Below are 19,630 nucleotides of genomic sequence, written 5' to 3'. Positions count from 1 at the left end.
TCAGTCGCTTTCGGCGTCCGCGTTTGAAGCCCTACTACTCATAGCGCCCTGGCGTCAGTACACCATTGTGGAATTCCGCAGGCCGGTAGGTCTGCCCCTCGTGCTTGTCATCATAGCTGGCCATCACGACGAAGCTCACGATCACCAGCCCGCCGCCCGTGATGAACAGCCAGAAGATGTGCCCCCGATTCCAGGCTTCGGACTTTTCAGCCTTCTTCGAGAACCACAGCCACAAGGCATAGGCCAGGAAAGGCAGCAGGAAAATTCCAACTTGTGTGAGTGTCACGCGCAGCATCAGGCATAGACCGTTTCATAAAGCGAGCGCACGATTCCGGCCGTAACACCCCAGATATACCGGCTCTCATAAGGCATGGCATAGAAATAGCGCGGGCGGCCCTGCCATTCCCGGCTTTGACGCTGATGGTTTTCAGGCCGCATCAAAAATCCGAGCGGCACATCGAAGATATCCGCCACTTCGCCCGGATTGGCCGTCAGCGGCGGCAGTTCATGCACAAGACCCACAACCGGCGTAATCCGGTAGCCCGATCCTGTGAGATAGGGTGACAGCCGGGCAAAGGGCTCAACAGCCGATGGATCCAGCCCGATTTCCTCCTGCGCCTCGCGAAGGGCTGCAGCTTCCGGGCTTCCGTCTTCCGGATCGATCTTCCCGCCGGGAAAGGCGATCTGCCCGCCATGCGCTGTGAGATGCGGCGTGCGCAGCGTGAAAAGCACCGAGGCTTCGCCCGGCTCCAGCCCTTGAAGCAGCGGCTTGGCAAGAACAGGAATCAGCACAGCTGCTTCGCGCGGGTCTCCTTCCCACTTGGCATAGGGACCCAAATCGGGGTTGAGAACGTGGTCGCCCGTATCACGCTCACCGGCGAAGGGCAAGCGCCGCAGCGCGCGGGAGCGGAATCCTTCGAATGAAAACAGATCATCTGCTGCGCCTGGCGTCCGTCCGGTCCGGGACCCGATTGCGTCCATCACGCTCATGATTGGTCTGCGCCTCCCCGTTCAGTCCCGCCCAGTGCCCCCTCCGGCAGATGGAAGAACGCGCCGCCGCTCCACACACCCGGCGTCCCGTCTTTTTCCTCGATCAGCTCCGCAAGATCATAGAGCAGCGGACGTGTTAGCCGCGCTTCCAGACGCCCTCGCACCAGAACATAGGGCACAAGACCATCATTTTCTTCATCCAGGCGGAACCGCAGCGGATTTTCCGGCCCCGCAGCCACCACATCGCCAACATTTGTCCGGAACGTGAGCGTCCGTGAGTCGCCTTGCCCCAGGCTGTGCATCTCGACAGCAAGGAACGGGGCATCTGCGACGCGGATGCGAACCTTTTCCACAGGGGTCACAAGATAGTGACACCCGTCATCATCCCGGCGCAGCACTGAGGCAAACAGTTTGACCAGCGCCTCACGGCCGATTGGAGAGCCCATGTAGGACCAGGAGCCATCTTCGTGGATAGCCATGTCGATGTCACCGCAGAATGGCGGATTCCAGCGCTCTACCGGCGGCTTTTTTCCATCTCCCCCGCCGGCACGGGCAATAAGAGCTGCCAGAGCATCAGTGGGCCGGGCAGCGCCTGAAGAAGTGGAAAGCCGGGTTTCGTCTGTCATCAGTCGGGCCGCTGCATCCGCCTTGCTGTTTCTGCCATGGTTCCGCCACCGGGACACTGTGTGATCCACATTGATCTGGAGCATCGTAGGCCTGTGCACAACCCGGCGCACGGAAAAAGGCTTATACCAACCCGGATAAACTGTCAGAGTGCACGAATGCAGCAGAGATCTGCCTGCCGCATCAGGCCACCGCAAGGATGGCCAGCGTATGAAAGACGGAACGCCGCCCTTTGCCATCGGGCAAGGACACGGACAACGGCTTGAAGAGGTTTCCATGAGCGCAATCACCAGCACGCCCGCCAGCCCCGCCAACATTGTCGAGCAGGCCGAAAAGGCCGTCGCCCGGATTGGTGCGGCACGTGCCGATGTGGCCCGGGTGATCTTCGGGCAGGAAGCCGTGGTCGACCGGGCTCTGGTTACGATCCTCGCTGGCGGTCATGGGTTGCTGGTCGGTGTGCCCGGCCTTGCCAAGACCAAGCTGGTGGAAACGCTGGGAACGGTGCTGGGTCTCAACGCCCGGCGTATCCAGTTTACGCCCGACCTGATGCCCTCCGACATTCTCGGTGCGGAAGTGATGGAGCAGGCTGCCGATGGCACACGCGGCTTCCGCTTCATCCCCGGTCCAGTGTTTGCTCAGCTGTTGATGGCCGACGAAATCAACCGCGCCAGCCCGCGCACCCAGTCGGCGCTGCTGCAAGCGATGCAGGAATATCATGTCACTGTCGCCGGGCAGCCGCATGACCTGCCCCGGCCCTTCCACGTGCTCGCCACCCAGAACCCGCTGGAGCAGGAAGGCACCTATCCGCTTCCGGAAGCCCAGCTTGACCGCTTCCTGATGCAGATTGACGTGCATTATCCGACGCTGGAAGCCGAGCGCCGCATCCTGCTGGAGACGACCGGCTCCGCCGAGGCCAAGCCCACCGCCGTGCTGAACGGGGAAGAGCTGATCGCCCTGCAGGCGCTGGTGCGCCAGATGCCGGTGGGCGAAAGCGTTGTCGATGCCATCCTGCAGCTGGTCCGCTCGGCCCGCCCGGCAGAACAGGGCGAAGGCGACGAGCTGTCCCGGCTGATCGCCTGGGGTCCCGGCCCGCGCGCCAGCCAGGCGCTGATGCTGACCGTGCGCGCCCGCGCCCTAATCGAGGGCCGTCTTGCGCCTTCCATTGACGATGTACTGGCACTGGCCGAACCGGTGCTGCAGCACCGCATGGCACTGACCTTTGCCGCCCGCGCCGATGGTCACACGGTGCGTGAGGTGATTTCCCGCCTCAAGACTCGTATCGGCTGAGCCGGGAGGACCTGAATGGCAGGCACCAGCACGGCACCGGCAGCAGACACAACGCAGACAAGCGGCCTTGGTCCGGGCATGCTCGCTTCTGCCCGAACGGTGGCCGAAGCCTTGCCCGAACTGCTGGTGGAAGCACGTCAGGTGGGCAATACGGTCGCGACCGGCTGGCATGGACGCCGCCGGGCCGGGCCGGGAGAAACCTTCTGGCAGTTCCGCCCCTTTTCCATGGGCGAGCCTGCGCGCCGCATCGACTGGCGCCGCTCTGCCCGTGACGAGCATCTTTATGTACGCGAGCGCGAATGGGAGGCCGCCCACACGATCTGGCTCTGGGCCGACCTGTCGCCTTCCATGAATTTCGGCTCGAAGCTTGCACCGGTGGTCAAGCGTGACCGGGCGCTGGTGCTGCTTCTGGCGCTGGCCAGCATGCTCTCCGGCAGCGGTGAACGTGTCGGCCTGCCGGGCCTGACCCGCCCCCTCACCAGCCGCGATGCGCCGGAACGGCTTGCCGCAGCCCTTGCCCACGCTCCCCGAACCGAGGCCCTGCCGGATACAACATCTGTCCGCCGGTTTTCGGATGTGGTGCTGATCGCCGATTTCCTTGATCCCATCGCCACGATTACCGAATGGGTGGGGCGTGTGGCTTCAACCGGCGCACGCGGCCATCTGGTGCAGATCCTCGATCCCATCGAGGAGAGTTTTCCCTTTGACGGGCGGGTCGAATTCCGCGACCCAGAAGGCGGTTTGCGGTTGACGACGGGCCGGGCAGAAGGCTGGCGCGAGGCCTATCAGGCACGGCTCACCGCCCGCAAGGCGCAGCTGCGCGAGATCGCCGGGCGCGCCGGGTGGAGCCATATTCTTCATCACACCGACAGGCCCGCCACCGAGCCGCTGCTGGCGCTGCATGGCCGCCTGTCCGGCCAACCCGGCGCCTTGGCCTCCGGCATGGGAGGGCTATGATCCATGTTCGGCCTGCCTATCGGCTTTGCCTCACCGCTGATCCTTTCCGCCCTTGCCTTGCTGCCGGTGATCTGGTGGCTGCTGCGGCTCACTCCGCCACGCCCGCGTGAGGTCACTTTCCCGCCCACCCGGCTGTTGCTGGAAATCGAAAAGCATGAGGAAACCCCGCAGAAAAGCCCGTGGTGGCTGACCGCACTGCGCCTGCTGCTTGCTGCCCTGCTGATCTTCGCCCTGGCCGGTCCCGTCTGGCGTCCGGCGGAACGGCTGACGCTTGAGGGCGGGCCGCTGCTGCTGGTCATCGACAATGGCTGGACCTCGGCTTCAGACTGGGACCGGCAGGTCGCGACGGCACAACAAATCCTGGAAACAGCCACGGACACGGGCACGCCGGTCATGCTGCTGGCCACCGCCGAAGGCCCCAACCAGCCGCTTATCCCCTCGACAGCTGCTGCCGCTGGTGAGCGGCTGCGGGCGCTGGAACCCCGCGCCTACAGCCACCAGCGCGCCGAACTGATTACAGTCCTGCGCAAGGCATTGCAGGAAACGCCTGTGGAGCAGGCCGTCTGGATCTCCGACGGGCTTGAAGATGATGTACCGGGTTCCTTCCAGCGCGATCTCGGGTCGATGCTGGGCAACAAGCCCCTTACGGTCTACACCGGCCTTGAGCCCCCCTGGGCCTAGCAGGCCTCACCAGCAACGCCGATGCGCTGACCGTGACCGTAATCCGCAAACCCGGTGAAGGGCCGGCAACCTTGCGCGTGCGCGCCGCCGACATGCGGGGCCTGACGATTGGCGAGACGGATGCCGTCTTTGCGGATGGCGCCACGGAGACAACGGCTTCCTTCTCCCTGCCGAGCGAGCTGCGCAACGATATTGCCCGGCTGGAAATCAGCGGCGAACGCGCCTCGGGCGCGGTCAAGCTGCTGGATGACAGCTGGCGGCGGCGCACAGTTGCGCTGATTTCCGGCGCGGGCGCAGACCAGTCGCAGCCGCTGCTCTCACCACTCTACTACCTCCAGCGCGCCCTCGCGCCCTTTGCCGACCTGAAGACGCCACGCACGGCAGACCTCAGCGAAGCCGTTCCGGAGCTGCTGGCAGAAGGCGTGTCGGTGGTGATGCTGGCCGATGTGGGCCGCCTGCCGGACAATGCCACCGCCGAGCTCGGCCGCTGGGTGGAAGGTGGCGGGCTGCTGGTGCGCTTTGCAGGCCCACGCACCGCAGGCGGCACTGATGATCTGATGCCCGTGCGCCTGCGAGCCGGAGACAGGACGCTGGGCGGCAGCCTTTCCTGGGAAGAACCGCAAAAGCTCGCGCCCTTCCCGCAACAGTCGCCCTTTGCCGGACTGACCATTCCGCAAGAGGTGGAAGTGACACGGCAGGTGCTTGCCGAGCCCACGGCCGATCTGCCGGACCACAGCTGGGCCATCCTCAGCGACGGCACGCCTCTCGTCACAGCTCAATCGCGGGGAACCGGTGCCATCGTCCTGTTCCACGTCACCGCTGACACAGCCTGGTCAAATCTGCCGCTGTCCGGCGTCTATGTCGAGATGCTGCGGCGGATCGTAGCCCTGTCCAATCCGGCAGCCGCCGCCCCATCTGCGGAGGCAGAAGACACCGTTGCCGCACTTGAAGCCGACACGTCCGTGCGCAACGTCCTGCCGCCTCTGCGCCTCCTGGATGGCTATGGGGTTCTCTCCAGCCCACGTGCCGATGTGGCCCCGATTGCCGTGGCAGACTTTGCCCGCACAAAAGCCAGCCGCGCCACGCCTCCGGGCCTCTATGGCGCGGATGATGGTTTCCGGGCACTCAATCTTCTGGATCAAGGGGCCAAGCTCGTGCCGCTCGACATGTCGCTCTCTGGCTCAAACGCAGAACTCCGCCCCTATGCGGAGAGCGAGCCCGCAGACATCCGGGCGCCGCTGTTCCTCGCCGCCTTTAGCCTGATGGCATTGGATGCGCTGATTGTATTGCTGCTCGCCGGACTGATCAGCCGCCTACGGTTGCGCCGGATGGTACGCACGGCAGGCGCACTGCTGCTGGCCTCAGGTCTTGTTCTCGCGCTCACCGGCCTCGCCTCGCCTCTCAAGGCGCAGGAAAGCGCTGATGACGTAAAGGCGCTGGAAGCGACGCTGGAAACACGGCTCGCATATGTGGTGACCGGCAATGCCGAAATTGATGCTGCGTCTGCTGCGGGACTGGAAGGTCTGTCGCGCTATCTTGCCGACCGTACCGCGCTGGAGCCCGGCACGCCGATGGCCGTTGATATCGCAAGGGATGAGCTTTCCTTCTACGCCCTGCTCTACTGGCCGATTGATCCCTCAGCCGCCAAGCCTGATGAGCGCACGATGGCGCGGATCGACAGTTTCATGCGCAATGGCGGCAGCATTCTGTTTGACACGCGCGACAATCTGGTGAGTTCCGCCAATGGCTTCGGCACGACACCAGCAACAGCCAAGCTCCGCGAGATCCTTGATGGCCTCGACGTGCCGCCGCTGGAGCCCGTGCCCTTCGACCACGTGCTGACCAAGACTTTCTTCCTGCTGGAGAGCTTCCCCGGCCGCTATGCCACTAGCCCGCTGTGGGTGGAGGCAAGCGAAGACGGCCCGGCAGATGACGGGCGACCGGTGCGTGCAGGTGACGGCGTGTCGCCCATCCTCATCACCGGCAATGACATGGCTGCTGCCTGGGCCGTTGATACCAACGGCACATATCTCTACCCAACAGTGCCCGATGATCCGATGCAGCGCGAGTATGCCTTCCGCGCGGGGGTCAACATCGTGATGTACAGCCTCACCGGCAACTACAAAGCCGATCAGGTGCATGTTCCGGCATTGCTGGAACGGCTGGGACAGTGAGGGGAACGCGGCGATGAACTGGTCCCTTTCCTTCGCTCCCTTCCTGCCCTGGGCGGTGCTGGCTGCGGCTGCCGTTCTGGTACTTGTCTTCCTTGCTGCCGGGCTCCTCATGCGCGTGCGCGGCACATGGCTGCGGGCGCTGGCGCTGGCGCTGGCCCTTGCCGCCCTCACCAATCCGGCGCTGGACCGGGAAGACCGCGAACCGCTCTCAAGCGTAGTCGCTCTTGTCGTGGACAAGAGCCAAAGCCAGTCTCTGGAAGACCGTGCAACTGTCACTGATGACGCAGCAAAAGCCCTGGAAGACCGTCTTGCCGCCCTGCGCGGCTTCGAGGTGCGCCGCATCGAAGTGAACCCCAGCACGCAGGATGATGGCACAGCGCTGTTCAGTGCGCTTTCCGGCGGGCTTTCCGATGTGCCGCCGGACCGGGTGGCCGGGGCGATCATGCTCACCGACGGTCAGGTTCATGACATTCCCGCCAGCGCCGATGCGCTCGGCTTCAAGGCGCCGCTGCATGCGCTGGTAACCGGACGCCCGGACGAGGGCGACCGGCGGCTGGCGCTGGTCCGCGCCCCGCGTTTCGGCCTTGTCGGATCGGAACAGACCGTCCGCGTCGAAGTGCGCGATGCTGGTACATTGGAAGGCGCCGGGCAACCGGTGACCATCCGCGTCCGCCGGGACGGCCAGCCGATCACGGAGCAGCGGGTGCAGCCTGGCCAGCCTGCGGATATCGCCGTGCAGATCGCTCATGGCGGGCAGAACATCTTTGAATTCGAGACGGACACGCTTCCCGGAGAGCTGACGCCCATAAACAACCGCCTGGTGGTGACGGTGGATGGCATCCGCGAGAACCTGCGCGTGCTTCTGGTCTCCGGCTCCCCGCATGCAGGAGAGCGCACCTGGCGCAATCTCCTGAAATCCGACGCCTCTGTGGATCTCGTCCATTTCACCATCCTGCGCCCGCCGGAAAAGCAGGACGGCACGCCGGTAAATGAGCTGTCGCTGATCGCCTTCCCGGTGCGTGAGCTGTTTTCCGAGAAGATCGACGAGTTCGACCTGATCATCTTCGACCGCTATGTGAACCGCGGCGTTCTGCCGATGCTTTATTTCGACAACATCGCCCGCTATGTGCAGGCGGGCGGTGCCCTGCTGATTGCAGGCGGCCCGGATTATGCGGAAGCGGCAACCATCTACCGCACGCCCATGGCCCCGGTTCTGCCGGCCAGGCCCACGGGCAATGTCATTGAAGGCCCGTTCTATCCGGAGGTTTCAGAGCTCGGCAGCCGTCACCCGGTCACCCGCGGCCTGCCCGGCGCAAACGCCGAGCCGCCTCAATGGAGCCGCTGGTTCCGTGCCGTCGAGACGGAAGTCGATGCGGGCGAGCAGCTCATGACCGGCCCCAGCGACCTGCCGCTGCTGGTCCTCAGCCGCCAGGGCGAGGGCCGCGTGGCAACGCTGCTGTCGGATCACGTCTGGCTCTGGGCGCGCGGCTATGAAGGTGGCGGCCCCTATGTGCCGCTGCTGCGCCGCCTCGGCCACTGGCTGATGAAGGAGCCGGATCTTGAGGAAGAGGCGCTGCGTCTCTCCCTGCGCGGCCCGATGCTGCGGATCGAGCGGCAGACGCTGGGTGACAGTGCTGCCCCTGCCACCCTGACAGACCCATCCGGTGTCCAGCGCCAGCTCGAGCTCTCCGAGGAGGAGCCGGGCTTGTGGACAGCAGGCCTGCGCGTGACAGAGCTTGGCCTCTATACTGTTACGGACGGCGAACGCACGGCGCTGATCCATGTCGGCCCGCAGAACCCGCGCGAGTTTGCCGATGTCATCTCCACCACAGCAAAGCTCGCCCCGATTGCCTCCCAGACAGGCGGCGCAGCGGTGCGGCTGGCGGATGCGGGCGGCGAAGTGAACCTGCCCCGCATCGTGCCGATGAACCGGGCAGACGGCTTTTCCGGCAGCGGCTGGATGGGACTGAAGACATCTGAGGCGAGCGTGCTGAAGGGCATCGACCGCTACCCGGTCTTCAACGGCCTCCTCGGCCTCGCCCTTCTCCTCGGCGCCCTGTCCCTCGCGTGGTACCGCGAGGGAAGGTAAGGGCTTGATACCAAGGCTTCAGATGCTGACGCATCACGCCTTGAAATTGCTCAGGCGCCGCACAGGCTTGCCCAACTCTCGATGAGCTTCACTCATCGAGAGTTGGCTTAAGTCAGGCTGAAGCTCAGCTTGCGGCCGACGGCAGTTGCGGCCTTCAGCAGCGTGTCGAGCTGCACCCTGTCATTCGACGGATCAAGGATACGCTCCAGCTGCGAGGCACTGGTGCGCATCCGGCGCGCCATCTCGGACTTGGTAATCTTCTGCGTCTTCATGGCGTGCAGAAGCTGGAGTGCCAGCGAGCGCTTGATCGCAACCGCCGTCACCTCTTCTGGCTGGCCATTGTCCTCAAGCAGGCTGTCGAGGCTTGCCTCTGTCTGCAATTCATAAGCTGCAACACCGTCAGATACCGTCATGATCTGAACTTTCCGGTTCAGCCAGCCGCAGCGGCAAAGGCGCGCGCGCTGTCTGTCTATCAAGATGAAATGACAAGCCCTACGCCGGGCCAGCGCTTACCGGCCGCCGCGAACCGCGCCGGAGGGCATGGGTGCGTCTGTCAGGCAGGCGACCAGCACGCGTGCCGGATCGACCGGTCCGGGCAAGGTGATCTGTCCGAAGGGCACCGGGACAAAACCAAGCGGGCCGTAATAGGGAGGATCGCCCACCAGAAGAACAGCCGTTTCACCCAGACGCCGGGCTTCCTCCAGCGCCGTGCGCAACAGCAGCTTGCCAAGACCCCGGTTCTTGTATTCGGGAGCCACAGTGAGCGGACCAAGCAGCATGGCGGGTGTCTCGCCAATGCGGATCGGCGTCAGCCGCACGGACCCTGCAATGGACCCATCAGCGGTGCCAACATAGCTGAGCCCGGCGGCATGGGGCACGCCCTCGCGAATGCGGAACGCCGTACGGGCGAAACGCCCCGGACCAAAGGCTTCAGCTTGCAGGGCTTCAACAGCGGCCTCGTCGGAGGGCGCTTCAAGACGGACGAACCAGTTCTCAGTCTTCATGGCAGATGACATCTCAGCAGTATGGTCTGGCGTTCTTGCGCCCTGCCCTGAAGATGCCAATGGACGAACCGGTCAGCAGCCAGAAACAAGACGCGCGCGTGCGATCGGGAGAAAGTCCCGTGCGCTCCGTCGTCGTCGCTGTTCGTGGCTCGAAATCATCGTGAGTCGTCCTGTGTCCGGCGCAACTATCGCCGGAGTGAATCGCGAGTATCATGAAGCTGGCGCAATGGTCCAGCAGTTTTTGCGCGGTCTGCCGGAAGCAGCGGGCTCACCAGTAGGCGCTGGGATGCAGCCGCCCGGAAATCTCGTCCACCCGCCGCTGTGTCGCGCCGGTTATGTCCACCGGAAGCGCATCGGGCGAAAAGAACCGGGCTTCCTGAATTTCCTTGTTGGGAACCGGAGACGACATGCCCGGCTGCCATTCGGGAATCTCGAACAGGGCTACATGATCACGGCTGGAGCCCTCGCGGTTGTGATAGATCCCAAGCAGGTGCGGCTCAGCCTGGGCCACGATCCCGGTCTCCTCGAAGACCTCACGAACAGCTGCCTGCTGCAGCGTTTCGCCAACATCCACACTTCCGCCCGGCAGATACCAGCCGGACATGTAGGTGTGCTTGACCAGCAGCACATAGCCATTGGCATCGCGGATGACCACGCGGACGCCGAGCGTATGAGCACTGCGCAGAAGATTGGCGGAATGAATGACGCGGCGCAGCAGAGCTGGCGGTAAAATACGCAGAACCTTGTACATGCGCGGCAGTATGCTGAACATTGTGGTCAGGGCAAGCCCTTCCCCAAAAACGCGGTAAAAACCTGTTCACCTGTCATGCAGCAAACGCAGGGCAGCCCGCCACTTCCATGAGTTGTGCACCTGCGAAGACTGGCTATATTCACATCATTCCGATGAAGAAATAAGCAGCAACTTGCGCAATGTCTGTGCGAGGCTCCCTTCGGAAAACCAGACGAGACACCCATGTTTACCGCCCTGTTCGCGCGCCGCACTCGCAACCGCCGCTTCGCATGGAAGCCTGCCGTTGACATGAGCAACCCGCGCATCCGCGCAGCTCTGACCACTTTCGCTGCCAACTGATCCTGGCACTTTGGACACTGCGCGGCCAGTCCTCTCTCAGCGGCACGGACACAGCGCAGACCAAAAGCGAAACCGCCTAAAGCGCCCTTCTGGGGCGCTTTTTGCTTGACGGGTCAAGGCGCACGAGGGAAGGAAAGGCATGTTCCGCCTTGCCCATCTTTCCGATCCGCATCTCGGCCCGCTGCCGGCGCCCGAACTGCTGCAGCTCCTGTCCAAGCGTATCCTTGGCTATGTGAACTGGCGGCGGAACCGGAAAAAAGCCATGGGCGGCGACTATCTGGCAGGCCTTGTCGATGACATGCTGGCAGGAGCACCGGATCACATTGCCCTGACGGGTGATCTCGTCAACATTGCCCTTCCCCTGGAAATCGAAGCTGCAAAAGTCTGGCTGGATGCGGTCGCGCCGCCAGAACTGATGTCTCTGGTCCCGGGCAATCACGATGCCTATGTGCCGGGCGCACTGAAGTCCGCCTTCAAGGCCTGGCGCCCTTATATGACCGGCGATCGTCCTGCTGCACCAGACGACAGCAGCAGCATCAAGGCCCATTTCCCTATCTGCGCCGCCGCGGGCAATTGGCCCTCATTGGAGTGTCAACCGCACGCGCCAGCGCTCCCGGCCTCGCAACCGGCCGCATCGGCGTGCCACAGTCACGCCGTCTTCAGAACATGCTGGAGGAAACGGGCAAGGAAGGCCTCTTCCGGGTGGTGATGATCCACCATCCGCCTTTCAAGGGGGCAACCCGCTGGCACAAACGGCTGGAGGATGCCTCGCGCCTGCGCGCCGCCGTCAAACGCAGCGGGGCAGAACTCGTGCTGCATGGACACACCCATATCGACAGCCTGACTGCCATTGAAGGTCCGAACGGTCCGGTGCCGGTCATCGGCGTTCCTTCGGCCAGCCACGCTCCCGGCGGCCGCCATCCTGGTGCCCGCTACAATCTCTTCAATATCACCCAGGAAAGCGGCAGCTGGCGCTGCCTCATGCAGGAACGCGGTTTTCTGCGCGCTGGAGAAGAAATCAGCACCATTGCAGAGCGGGAAATCGCGATTCCGTCAGGAAGCTAGAACGAGACTGTTTCTGCAGCCTCACAGCATCGGATAGGCAAACCAGGCAAAGGCTATAAGGCCTGCGGCTCCAGCCAGAGATCCGACGAGGAAAGACAGGGCAACTGGCGCCCAGACGGATGCACCGGCAGGGCGGGATGAGTTGCCCGAGATTGCCGCCTTCATGCGCTTGTCGAGCCAGTCACCTTCCAGCGCCCGTTCCCGCTCAATGATGCGCTCGGCGATATACTCCGTCACGCAATCCGCCATGTCATCAATGTCGGCAGTCTCCAGAATGACAAGACGTCCGAGACGGGTGTCTTTCAGGAAGCGGTAGGTCTTCAGGTCACCGGCAACAACGATGTGGCTGGTCACATCGATCCAGAGGCGCGGTGTAGAGCCGGGAATGATCTGGAAGGAAAACTGGTCGTCATCCTCCGGCACTTCCTTGAAGACATCCTGCAGCTCCTCGGCCAGCATCTTCAGCCGGACACGCTCGGTGTCCTGCAGATCAATGACCACATCGGCCCGCTCGGCTTCACCCAGACGCACCTTGCGCAGGGTTTCCCGCAGGCTGCGAACCTTGGAATGGGGCACCACGGTCGCGGCCGGTCTTGTGGTCTTCTGATCTGCCATGTGTTGTCCCGAGTCGTTTGCTGCTTTTGCCTTAAGCGGACTTTTACGGATCAGCGTCCTACTGGAAACCGGGGCAACCGGCTGGAAACCGCTCTTCCACTGGCAATGTCGCAGCTGTGGTTAACAAGTATTAATATATTCAGGTCCGCACGGCCAGACGCCGCGCTGCAAAAAACCGGAACAGCAGGATTTCACCCATGAAAGTCAATGGCATCCCCTACCGGACCATCTGGCGGAGCGAATCCGGCAAGAGTGTAACCATTCTGGACCAGACCCTGTTTCCGCACGCGTTTGAAACGCGGGAACTCACCACCGTGACCGAGGCCGCAGAAGCGATTCGCACCATGCGCGTGCGCGGTGCTCCCCTCATCGGTGCAACGGCGGCCTATGGCATGTGGCTGGCAATGCTGGCTGACCCCGGCGATGCATCACTCGACAGCGCGGCTTCCATGCTGGTTGATACGCGGCCAACCGCAATCAACCTCGCCTGGGCGATTGATATCGTGCGCAGGGCCCTCATCCATCTTGCACCGGAACTACGGGCAGAGAAGGCTTTGCAGCTGGCCGGACGGATCTGCGACGAGGATGTCGCCACGAACATGGCCATCGGCCTGCATGGGCTGGATCTCATCAAGGCAGTGCTCGCCCAAAAGAGCTTCGGCGAACCGGTGAACATCCTCACCCATTGCAATGCCGGCTGGCTGGCGACGGTGGACTGGGGCACAGCAACCGCCCCGATCTATATGGCCCATGATGCGGGCATTCCCGTCCATGTCTGGGTGGACGAAACCCGTCCGCGCAATCAGGGGGCCTTTCTCACCGCCTGGGAGCTGGGCAAGCATGGCGTCCCGCACACCGTCATCTGCGACAATGCGGGCGGGCATCTGATGCAGCACGGCGCCGTAGACATGGTCATCGTCGGCAGCGACCGGACCACCGCAAACGGGGATGTCTGCAACAAGATCGGCACTTATCTGAAGGCGCTGGCAGCAAAGGACTGCAACGTGCCCTTCTACGTCGCCCTGCCCTCCTCGACGCTGGACTTTTCCATCAGCAACGGCCTGACGGGCATTCCGATCGAAGAACGGGACGGAAGAGAAGTGTCGACCATTGCCGGGCGCGCGCTTGACGGCACAATCCGCCGCGTTTCCATCGTGGCGGAAGGCTCCGAAGTCGCAAATCCAGCCTTTGATGTCACGCCTGCGCGCCTTGTGACGGGGCTGATCACCGAGCGCGGTGTAATCGAAGCCTCACGCCCGGCCCTCGCCGCCACGTTCTCCGACAAGATCAGGCACTGACGCCGGGATCAGCCCGCAGGCCGCCCCAGCATCGGCACGTGCGGCGCTGCCGTTTCCGGGAGATGGCCAGAGAGGCGCGGATCATCAATCACCTCCACCGCCCGCTTATAGGGCCGGAAGCCGCTCGCCTGATAAAAGCCAAGTGCCACCGGGCTATCACCGGTGCAGGTGTGTACGAAGAAGCGCTTCGTTTGCGGACGCGACCAGACGCGCCAGAGCGCTTGCTGCATCAGCCAGCGGCCAAGCCCGTGCCCCGTAGCCTCCCGCACGAGCCCGAAGTAGACCAGTTCCACGTTCAGAGGATCAGCAAAATCCAGCTCCAGCAGTCCGGCATCGACGCCATCCTTGCGGACAATGTAGATCTCGCTCGAGGATTTCGAGAGCGTTGCAGCCAGCTCATCGCGTGGCATCAGCAGCCGGGAGAACCACAGCCACTCTTCGCCCACCTTTCGGAAAAGCTCGAGGAAGCGGTCGGTATCCGCTCCCTGAAAACGCTCGAGACTCACACCATCCGGAGACTTTCGAGGCGCTTCGAGCGCGTCAGGGGCGGCGGTCATTTCAAGATAGGTGGTGACCACTGCAACCTTTGTCTCGGGCAGGTCCGTATAGCCATTCATATTCAGTAGTGTCATCGCGCATTCCTTCCAGCTGGCCCGACCATAATAGATTCGCAAAGGGATCTGCGTTGGGCTGTGGGAAGAGTTTTCATCGCTGGGTCTGCAGCTGCTTTAATTGAGAAAGCCGGCAATCGGAACCGGTCCGAAGTGCATTCTGCAGCATGTTAACCAATCATTAACCCTATGCGCCAAAACTGGTCATATGGCGAAGATTGGAAACAACCCAAACCGCAATGCGGATAAGCCTTCCCTGAAGGATTACAATGACGCGTGGAGTGCTGTGCGCAGACGCAGTGTTCAGAAAACGATCGAACTGAACAATCAGCTGTCAAATGCCGTTTTCTCGACCAGTGCCAATCTGGTTCAACAGCAAACATCCAACGCCTTGCAAGGCAACAACGTCAGCTTTGCATCAGCCATGTCACGGCTGAACATTCTCGTCTGACAAAAGAAGCGGGAAGAAGGTCAAGCAGGCCGGGCTTGCTGGCCCTGCCTGCCGTTCCTCTGCAGGCACGACGGCCTGGTCATATTGATCCGACTGTTTTCAGTTTCGCCCGGGGGTGAACCTCGTTCTGGCTCATTACAGTCGTATGGGCCCGGAAGCGTTCAACGATGGAACGGACAAAGGGCCTTGTCTGCGGCGATGTCAACAGAACTGGCACCTCTCCCTGGGTCGCTGCGTGCTCAAAGGCGTCACGGACAAGGGTCACGAACTCCTGCAGCTTCGAGGGCTGCATGGCGAGCTGGCGGTCATCACCTTCTCCGACAATTGCCTCCAGGAACGACTGTTCCCAACGCGGGGTGAGCGCAATCAGGGGCAGATAGCCGCCGGGCGCAACATTGGCCGCACAGAGCTGACGTGCCAGGCGGCTGCGCACATGTTCGGCAATCGTATTGGTGTTGCGGGTGAAGCCAACCGCCTCCGCAATACCTTCCAGGATGGTGCCAAGATCGCGCACGGAAACGCGCTCGCCAAGCAGGGTCTGCAATACGCGCTGCACACCCGACACGTTGATCTGCGAGGGGATGAGATCGTCCACCAGCTTGGCCTGATCGCCCTTGAGCTCCTTCAGAAGCTTCTGCACGTCTGCATATGTCAGCAACTCGGCGACATTGCCCTTGATTGTCTCTGTCAGATGGGTGGAAAGCACGGTCGCCGGATCCACAACGGTGTAGCCGCGCAGCGAAGCATCCTCGCGGTAGGCAGCCTCAACCCAGGTAGCAGGCAGGCCGAAGGTCGGCTCGATCGTGTGCGTGCCGGGCAGCTTCACCTGACCGCCGGCTGGATCCATGACCATGTAGCGGTTCGGATAGAGCGAGCCTTTGCCCGCATCCACTTCCTTGACCTTGATGACATAGTCATTAGCCCCGAGCTGAATGTTGTCGAGGATGCGCACGGGCGGCATGATGATGCCCATGTCCGACGCAATCTGACGTCGCAGGGCCTTGATCTGCTCCGTCAGCTGATCCGCGCCGCCACTTTCCCGGCCATTGATCAGGGGCAGCAGGGCGTAGCCCAGCTCGATACGCAGCTCATCCATCTTGAGGGCATCGGTGATCGGCGGCTCAGGAGCGGGCTTGGGCGCTTCCTCGATCACCTTCTTGGCAATCTCCTCGGCTGCCTTCTGCTGCTTCGTATTTCCGGTCTTGAAGGCCAGCCAGCCAGCCAGCCCGGCCAGCGCGACGAACGGAATCATCGGCATACCCGGCAGGAAGGCCAGTGTCAGCATGACAGCCGACGACATGCCCAGTGCCTTCGGATAGCCAGTAAACTGGGCGACCATGGCCTTGTCGGCCGATCCGGCCACACCTGCCTTGGAGACCAGAATACCGGCAGCAGTCGACACGATCAGCGCCGGAATCTGCGAAACCAGGCCGTCACCCACGGTCAGCAGGGTGTAGTTCTGCGCGGCCTCTGCAAAGGTCAGCCCCATCTGCGCCACGCCGATGATGATCCCGGCAAGAACGTTGATGAAAGTGATCAGCAGACCGGCAATCGCGTCACCACGCACGAACTTGGACGCACCGTCCATGGCACCGAAGAACGTGGACTCTTCTTCGAGCGTCTTGCGGCGGCGGCGAGCCTCGCCTTCATCGATCAGGCCAGCCGACAGGTCGGCGTCAATCGCCATCTGCTTGCCGGGCATGGCATCCAGAGTGAAACGGGCAGCCACTTCCGCGATACGTCCAGAACCCTTGGTGATGACGATGAAGTTCACGATCACCAGAATGGCAAAGACGATGATACCGATGACGAAATTGCCACCCATCACGAAGTTGCCGAAGGACTGAATCACATGTCCAGCCGCAGCGGTTCCCTCATGGCCGTTGGCAAGGATCAGGCGCGTCGAGGCAAGGTTCAGCGCCAGACGCAGCATTGTGGCGATGAGCAGAACCGTCGGAAAGGACGAGAACTCAAGCGGCTGCTGGATAAACAGGCCAGTCATCAGGATCATCACCGAGAAGATGATCGAGATGGCCAGGAACATGTCCAGCAGCATCGAGGGCATCGGCACGATGAGCAGGACGAGGATGACCATCACGCCAATGGCGAGGCCCAGATCCCCCTGCCTCAGCGCGCGCCAGATATCGCCTATGCTTGGCATCGGGACGCCAGTCCCCGGTCCGCGCCCTCCGGGCGGCGGCGGAGCGCCGGTGCCATTTGCTGATGCTTCACTCATGCAGCGTCCTCAAAAATCAGCAAGCGCTTCAGACCCGCGCCTCGCCCGGACCAGGCACATGGATGCCCTCGTCCGTGTACTGGTTCAGCTTGTTGCGCAGGGTACGGATCGAAATGCCGAGGATCTTGGCCGCGTGGGTGCGGTTCCCAAGGCAGTGATCCAGCGTATCCAGAATGAGATCACGCTCCACGTCCGCGACTGTCCGCCCGACGAGAGAGCGGTTGACGGCTTCAGCCGCCTGAGTTGCCCGCTCCACCGGCCCGCGCCCAGCGGAAGCCAGCGGTGTCCCGTCTGGCATACGGATCGCATCAACCCCGATCTCCGGCCCGATGGCGAGCAGCACGGCGCGGTGGATGGTGTTCTCCAGCTCGCGCACATTGCCCGGCCAGGGGCTGGTTGTCAGTGCACGGCGTGCATCCGGGCTGATGGGCCGCACAGGCGCACCATTCACCTGCGCATAATGGCGGGCAAAATAGTCGGCGAGCTCCAGAATATCGGCCGGACGCTGGCGCAGGGGCGGCAGCTTCAGGTTCACCACATTGAGACGGAAGAGCAGATCCTCACGGAAAGTCCCCTGCCGCACGCTTTCTGCCAGATCCCGGTTCGACGTGGCAATGATACGGATATCCACCGGCACCGGCCGTGTGCCGCCCACCCGGTCGATCACCCGCTCCTGAATGGCGCGCAGAAGCTTGGCCTGCAAGCGCACATCCATTTCGGAAATCTCGTCCAGCAGCAGCGTGCCGCCATCAGCTTCCTCGAACTTGCCGACCCGGCGTGCCACCGCACCGGTGAAGGCGCCTTTCTCGTGACCGAAGAGCTCGGATTCCAGCAAGTGCTCGGGGATTGCCGCACAGTTGATGGAGATGAAGGGCTTGCCTGAGCGCGAGGAACTGCGGTGCACGTGGCGGGCGATGACTTCCTTGCCCGTGCCGGATTCACCGGTGATCAGGATCGAGGCGTCAGACGGCGCCACCTGTTCAGCCAGCTTCACCACCGCGGCCATGGCCTCGTCGCGGTAGATCAGGTCGCCGCGCTCTTCCGAAACGGCGGACAGAACCGCCGCGATCATATCCGGATCAGGCGGCAGCGGGATGTATTCCTTGGCACCGGCCCGGATGGCCGCCACAGCCGCGCGGGCATCCGTATCTGTGCCGCAGGCAACGATCGGCACGTGAATGCGCTCGTCCGTCAGCCGCGCAATCAGCGAGCCGATGTCCAGCTTCACCTCGACCATCAGAAGATCGGCGCCACGGCCAGAGCGCAACACCTTCAGCGCCCCCTCGATGTCATCCGCATGGGTGACCTGAGCGCCGCGCTGCATCGCGATTTTCGAGGCTGTCGTAAGCTGGCCGCCAAGCGTTCCAACAATCAGCAAGCGCATCTTCGTCTCCTGCCCGCTCTCAGCGGTCGGTCTTAATAATCTCGGTCATGGTCACGCCCAGCTTGTTCTCGACCACCACGACTTCCCCGCGGGCGACCAGCCGGTCATTTACATAGATATCGATGGCCTCACCGACCTTGCGGTCCAGCTCCAGCACCGTTCCCGATGCCAGCTTCAACAATTCAGCCACGTGCATCTTGGAATGACCAAGCACGGCCGAGATACGCACTGGCACATCGAAAACAGCTTCCAGGTCGGCGGCCGAGGAAGCGTGGCCGATATCGCCCCGGTCTTCCCGGCGCCGGCCAGGGCTCTCAAGTTCGTCCAGCGGAATGCCGCCATCACCTGTGTCGCTCATGCCTCAGTCTCCCCGGTTGCAGCCGTCTCACGGGCCTGAGGCCGCGCGCGGGCAGCAGCCTTGGCCTGGAAATAGGCGCGAATGATCTCGTCAATCTGTTTCTCAATGGCCTTCCGGTCCCGCAGGATACCGCCATCAGCCCACTCAATCCGGCAGTCGCCACGTTCAACCTCGGGCTCTCCGAGAATGACAAGGCGTCCCACAAAGCCCTTTTCCTCGATCAGTGGAGCCAGGCGCTTCTTCAGCGTCTCAACGTCCTTGGCTGCCACGCGGATGACCAGATGCGGCGCCTTGCGCAAAGGACCAAGGCATTCGGACACCAGCGCCACAATTTCTCCCAGCGGACTGCGTGCGATCAGATGCGCGCAAAGCCGCCGCGCGACCAGAAAGGCGAGTGAAATCGCGTCCCGCTCGACCTCTTCGCGGAAGCCGTCGATCTCATCGAAAACCTGTTGAGCCACACTCACAAGACGGGCCGCTTCATCGGCGAGACGGCGCTCCTCGCTGGCGCGCGCTTCTTCCATGCCTTCCGCCCGGCCCTTGCTCCGCGCATCCGCAACGGCGGCCGCCAGCAGGGCTTCGTGCTGGGCAACCGGCATCATCGGCACAACCGGTTCCTGCGGGACCTCCTCTGCCGGAGCGTCAGGAGCCGCAAAGTCCGTGCTGAACAGGAATTTCGACGGTGTCGTGAAGCGTGACATGCTTCCGCTCTAGAC

At 62.9% G+C, this 19,630-nt stretch carries 19 protein-coding genes and 1 pseudogene; 8 read left to right on the top strand and 12 right to left on the bottom strand.

The features are described from left to right. Positions 1-34 precede the first annotated feature (34 nt). The 3 genes from ACQB61_RS03725 to ACQB61_RS03715 are packed head-to-tail and all read right to left on the bottom strand — an operon-like array spanning position 35 to position 1,616. Positions 35-295, bottom strand: a complete 261-nt coding sequence (locus tag ACQB61_RS03725; RefSeq protein WP_430511541.1) for a DUF6111 family protein — start codon at positions 293-295, stop codon at positions 35-37. Further along, positions 295-981: a CoA pyrophosphatase gene (locus ACQB61_RS03720; RefSeq protein WP_430514280.1), complete on the bottom strand. Its 687-nt coding sequence runs from the start codon at positions 979-981 to the stop codon at positions 295-297. The genes ACQB61_RS03725 and ACQB61_RS03720 overlap by 1 nt, the downstream gene beginning before the upstream one ends. 5 nt (positions 982-986) lie before the next feature. Beyond that, complete coding sequence (locus tag ACQB61_RS03715; protein WP_430511540.1) at positions 987-1,616, bottom strand: DUF1285 domain-containing protein; 630 nt, start codon at positions 1,614-1,616, stop codon at positions 987-989. A 274-nt stretch (positions 1,617-1,890) separates the two neighbouring features. Here ACQB61_RS03715 and ACQB61_RS03710 point away from each other — a divergent pair, with 274 nt between their 5' ends. The 5 genes from ACQB61_RS03710 to ACQB61_RS03690 are packed head-to-tail and all read left to right on the top strand — an operon-like array spanning position 1,891 to position 8,802. Continuing rightward, a complete protein-coding gene (locus tag ACQB61_RS03710; protein ID WP_430514279.1) occupies positions 1,891-2,901 on the top strand; it encodes an AAA family ATPase in 1,011 nt (336 codons plus the stop codon). A 15-nt stretch (positions 2,902-2,916) separates the two neighbouring features. Then, complete coding sequence (locus tag ACQB61_RS03705) at positions 2,917-3,858, top strand: DUF58 domain-containing protein (protein WP_430511539.1); 942 nt, start codon at positions 2,917-2,919, stop codon at positions 3,856-3,858. Positions 3,859-3,861: 3 nt separating this feature from the next. Continuing rightward, positions 3,862-4,539 (top strand): BatA domain-containing protein, encoded by a 678-nt coding sequence (locus ACQB61_RS03700; RefSeq protein ID WP_430511538.1) that lies wholly within the window; start codon positions 3,862-3,864, stop codon positions 4,537-4,539. 32 nt (positions 4,540-4,571) lie between these two features. Further along, positions 4,572-6,713: a DUF4159 domain-containing protein gene (locus ACQB61_RS03695; protein WP_430511537.1), complete on the top strand. Its 2,142-nt coding sequence runs from the start codon at positions 4,572-4,574 to the stop codon at positions 6,711-6,713. A 13-nt stretch (positions 6,714-6,726) separates the two neighbouring features. Continuing rightward, complete coding sequence (locus ACQB61_RS03690) at positions 6,727-8,802, top strand: hypothetical protein (protein WP_430511536.1); 2,076 nt, start codon at positions 6,727-6,729, stop codon at positions 8,800-8,802. A gap of 107 nt (positions 8,803-8,909) precedes the next feature. Here the strand turns inward: ACQB61_RS03690 and ACQB61_RS03685 are convergent, their stop codons facing one another. The 3 genes from ACQB61_RS03685 to ACQB61_RS03675 form a co-directional block, all read right to left on the bottom strand. Further along, positions 8,910-9,215 (bottom strand): Fis family transcriptional regulator, encoded by a 306-nt coding sequence (locus ACQB61_RS03685; RefSeq protein WP_430511535.1) that lies wholly within the window; start codon positions 9,213-9,215, stop codon positions 8,910-8,912. Between the two features lie 96 nt (positions 9,216-9,311). Beyond that, positions 9,312-9,806, bottom strand: a complete 495-nt coding sequence (locus ACQB61_RS03680; RefSeq protein ID WP_430511534.1) for a GNAT family N-acetyltransferase — start codon at positions 9,804-9,806, stop codon at positions 9,312-9,314. Between the two features lie 268 nt (positions 9,807-10,074). Further along, positions 10,075-10,557 carry an NUDIX domain-containing protein gene (locus ACQB61_RS03675; protein WP_430511533.1) on the bottom strand — a complete coding sequence of 161 codons (483 nt, stop codon included), beginning with the start codon at positions 10,555-10,557 and terminating at the stop codon, positions 10,075-10,077. Between the two features lie 478 nt (positions 10,558-11,035). On the opposite strand from ACQB61_RS03675, the pseudogene ACQB61_RS03670 reads away from it, so the two are divergent. Continuing rightward, positions 11,036-11,961: pseudogene (locus ACQB61_RS03670) on the top strand (metallophosphoesterase family protein). A gap of 21 nt (positions 11,962-11,982) precedes the next feature. Here the strand turns inward: ACQB61_RS03670 and ACQB61_RS03665 are convergent. Then, complete coding sequence (locus ACQB61_RS03665) at positions 11,983-12,576, bottom strand: hypothetical protein (RefSeq protein WP_430511532.1); 594 nt, start codon at positions 12,574-12,576, stop codon at positions 11,983-11,985. Between the two features lie 197 nt (positions 12,577-12,773). Here ACQB61_RS03665 and mtnA point away from each other — a divergent pair, with 197 nt between their 5' ends. Further along, the gene (gene mtnA, locus ACQB61_RS03660) at positions 12,774-13,874 is read left to right on the top strand and encodes an S-methyl-5-thioribose-1-phosphate isomerase (protein ID WP_430511531.1); all 1,101 of its coding nucleotides are present in this window, start codon (positions 12,774-12,776) and stop codon (positions 13,872-13,874) included. Between the two features lie 8 nt (positions 13,875-13,882). Here the strand turns inward: mtnA and ACQB61_RS03655 are convergent, their stop codons facing one another. Further along, positions 13,883-14,506 carry a GNAT family N-acetyltransferase gene (locus ACQB61_RS03655; RefSeq protein ID WP_430511530.1) on the bottom strand — a complete coding sequence of 208 codons (624 nt, stop codon included), beginning with the start codon at positions 14,504-14,506 and terminating at the stop codon, positions 13,883-13,885. A 187-nt stretch (positions 14,507-14,693) separates the two neighbouring features. Here ACQB61_RS03655 and ACQB61_RS03650 point away from each other — a divergent pair, with 187 nt between their 5' ends. Then, positions 14,694-14,936, top strand: coding sequence for a hypothetical protein (locus ACQB61_RS03650; RefSeq protein ID WP_430511529.1), 243 nt, complete (start codon positions 14,694-14,696; stop codon positions 14,934-14,936). A 79-nt stretch (positions 14,937-15,015) separates the two neighbouring features. Here ACQB61_RS03650 and flhA read toward each other — a convergent pair whose 3' ends face one another. From flhA to ACQB61_RS03630, 4 genes are read right to left on the bottom strand one after another with little or no spacing between them, the layout of a single operon-like run. After that, complete coding sequence (flhA, locus tag ACQB61_RS03645; protein ID WP_430511528.1) at positions 15,016-17,172, bottom strand: flagellar biosynthesis protein FlhA; 2,157 nt, start codon at positions 17,170-17,172, stop codon at positions 15,016-15,018. 28 nt (positions 17,173-17,200) lie between these two features. Beyond that, positions 17,201-18,556 (bottom strand): sigma-54 interaction domain-containing protein, encoded by a 1,356-nt coding sequence (locus ACQB61_RS03640; protein WP_430511527.1) that lies wholly within the window; start codon positions 18,554-18,556, stop codon positions 17,201-17,203. A 19-nt stretch (positions 18,557-18,575) separates the two neighbouring features. Then, positions 18,576-18,914, bottom strand: a complete 339-nt coding sequence (gene fliN / locus ACQB61_RS03635; RefSeq protein ID WP_430511526.1) for a flagellar motor switch protein FliN — start codon at positions 18,912-18,914, stop codon at positions 18,576-18,578. After that, complete coding sequence (locus ACQB61_RS03630) at positions 18,911-19,615, bottom strand: FliH/SctL family protein (protein ID WP_430511525.1); 705 nt, start codon at positions 19,613-19,615, stop codon at positions 18,911-18,913. The genes fliN and ACQB61_RS03630 overlap by 4 nt, the downstream gene beginning before the upstream one ends. Between the last annotated feature and the right edge of the window lie 15 nt (positions 19,616-19,630).

Origin of the sequence: Pannonibacter phragmitetus (assembly GCF_050510895.1) — a bacterium.
Taxonomy (GTDB): domain Bacteria; phylum Pseudomonadota; class Alphaproteobacteria; order Rhizobiales; family Stappiaceae; genus Pannonibacter; species Pannonibacter phragmitetus_B.
This window is presented reverse-complemented; position numbering and strand designations above follow the sequence as displayed.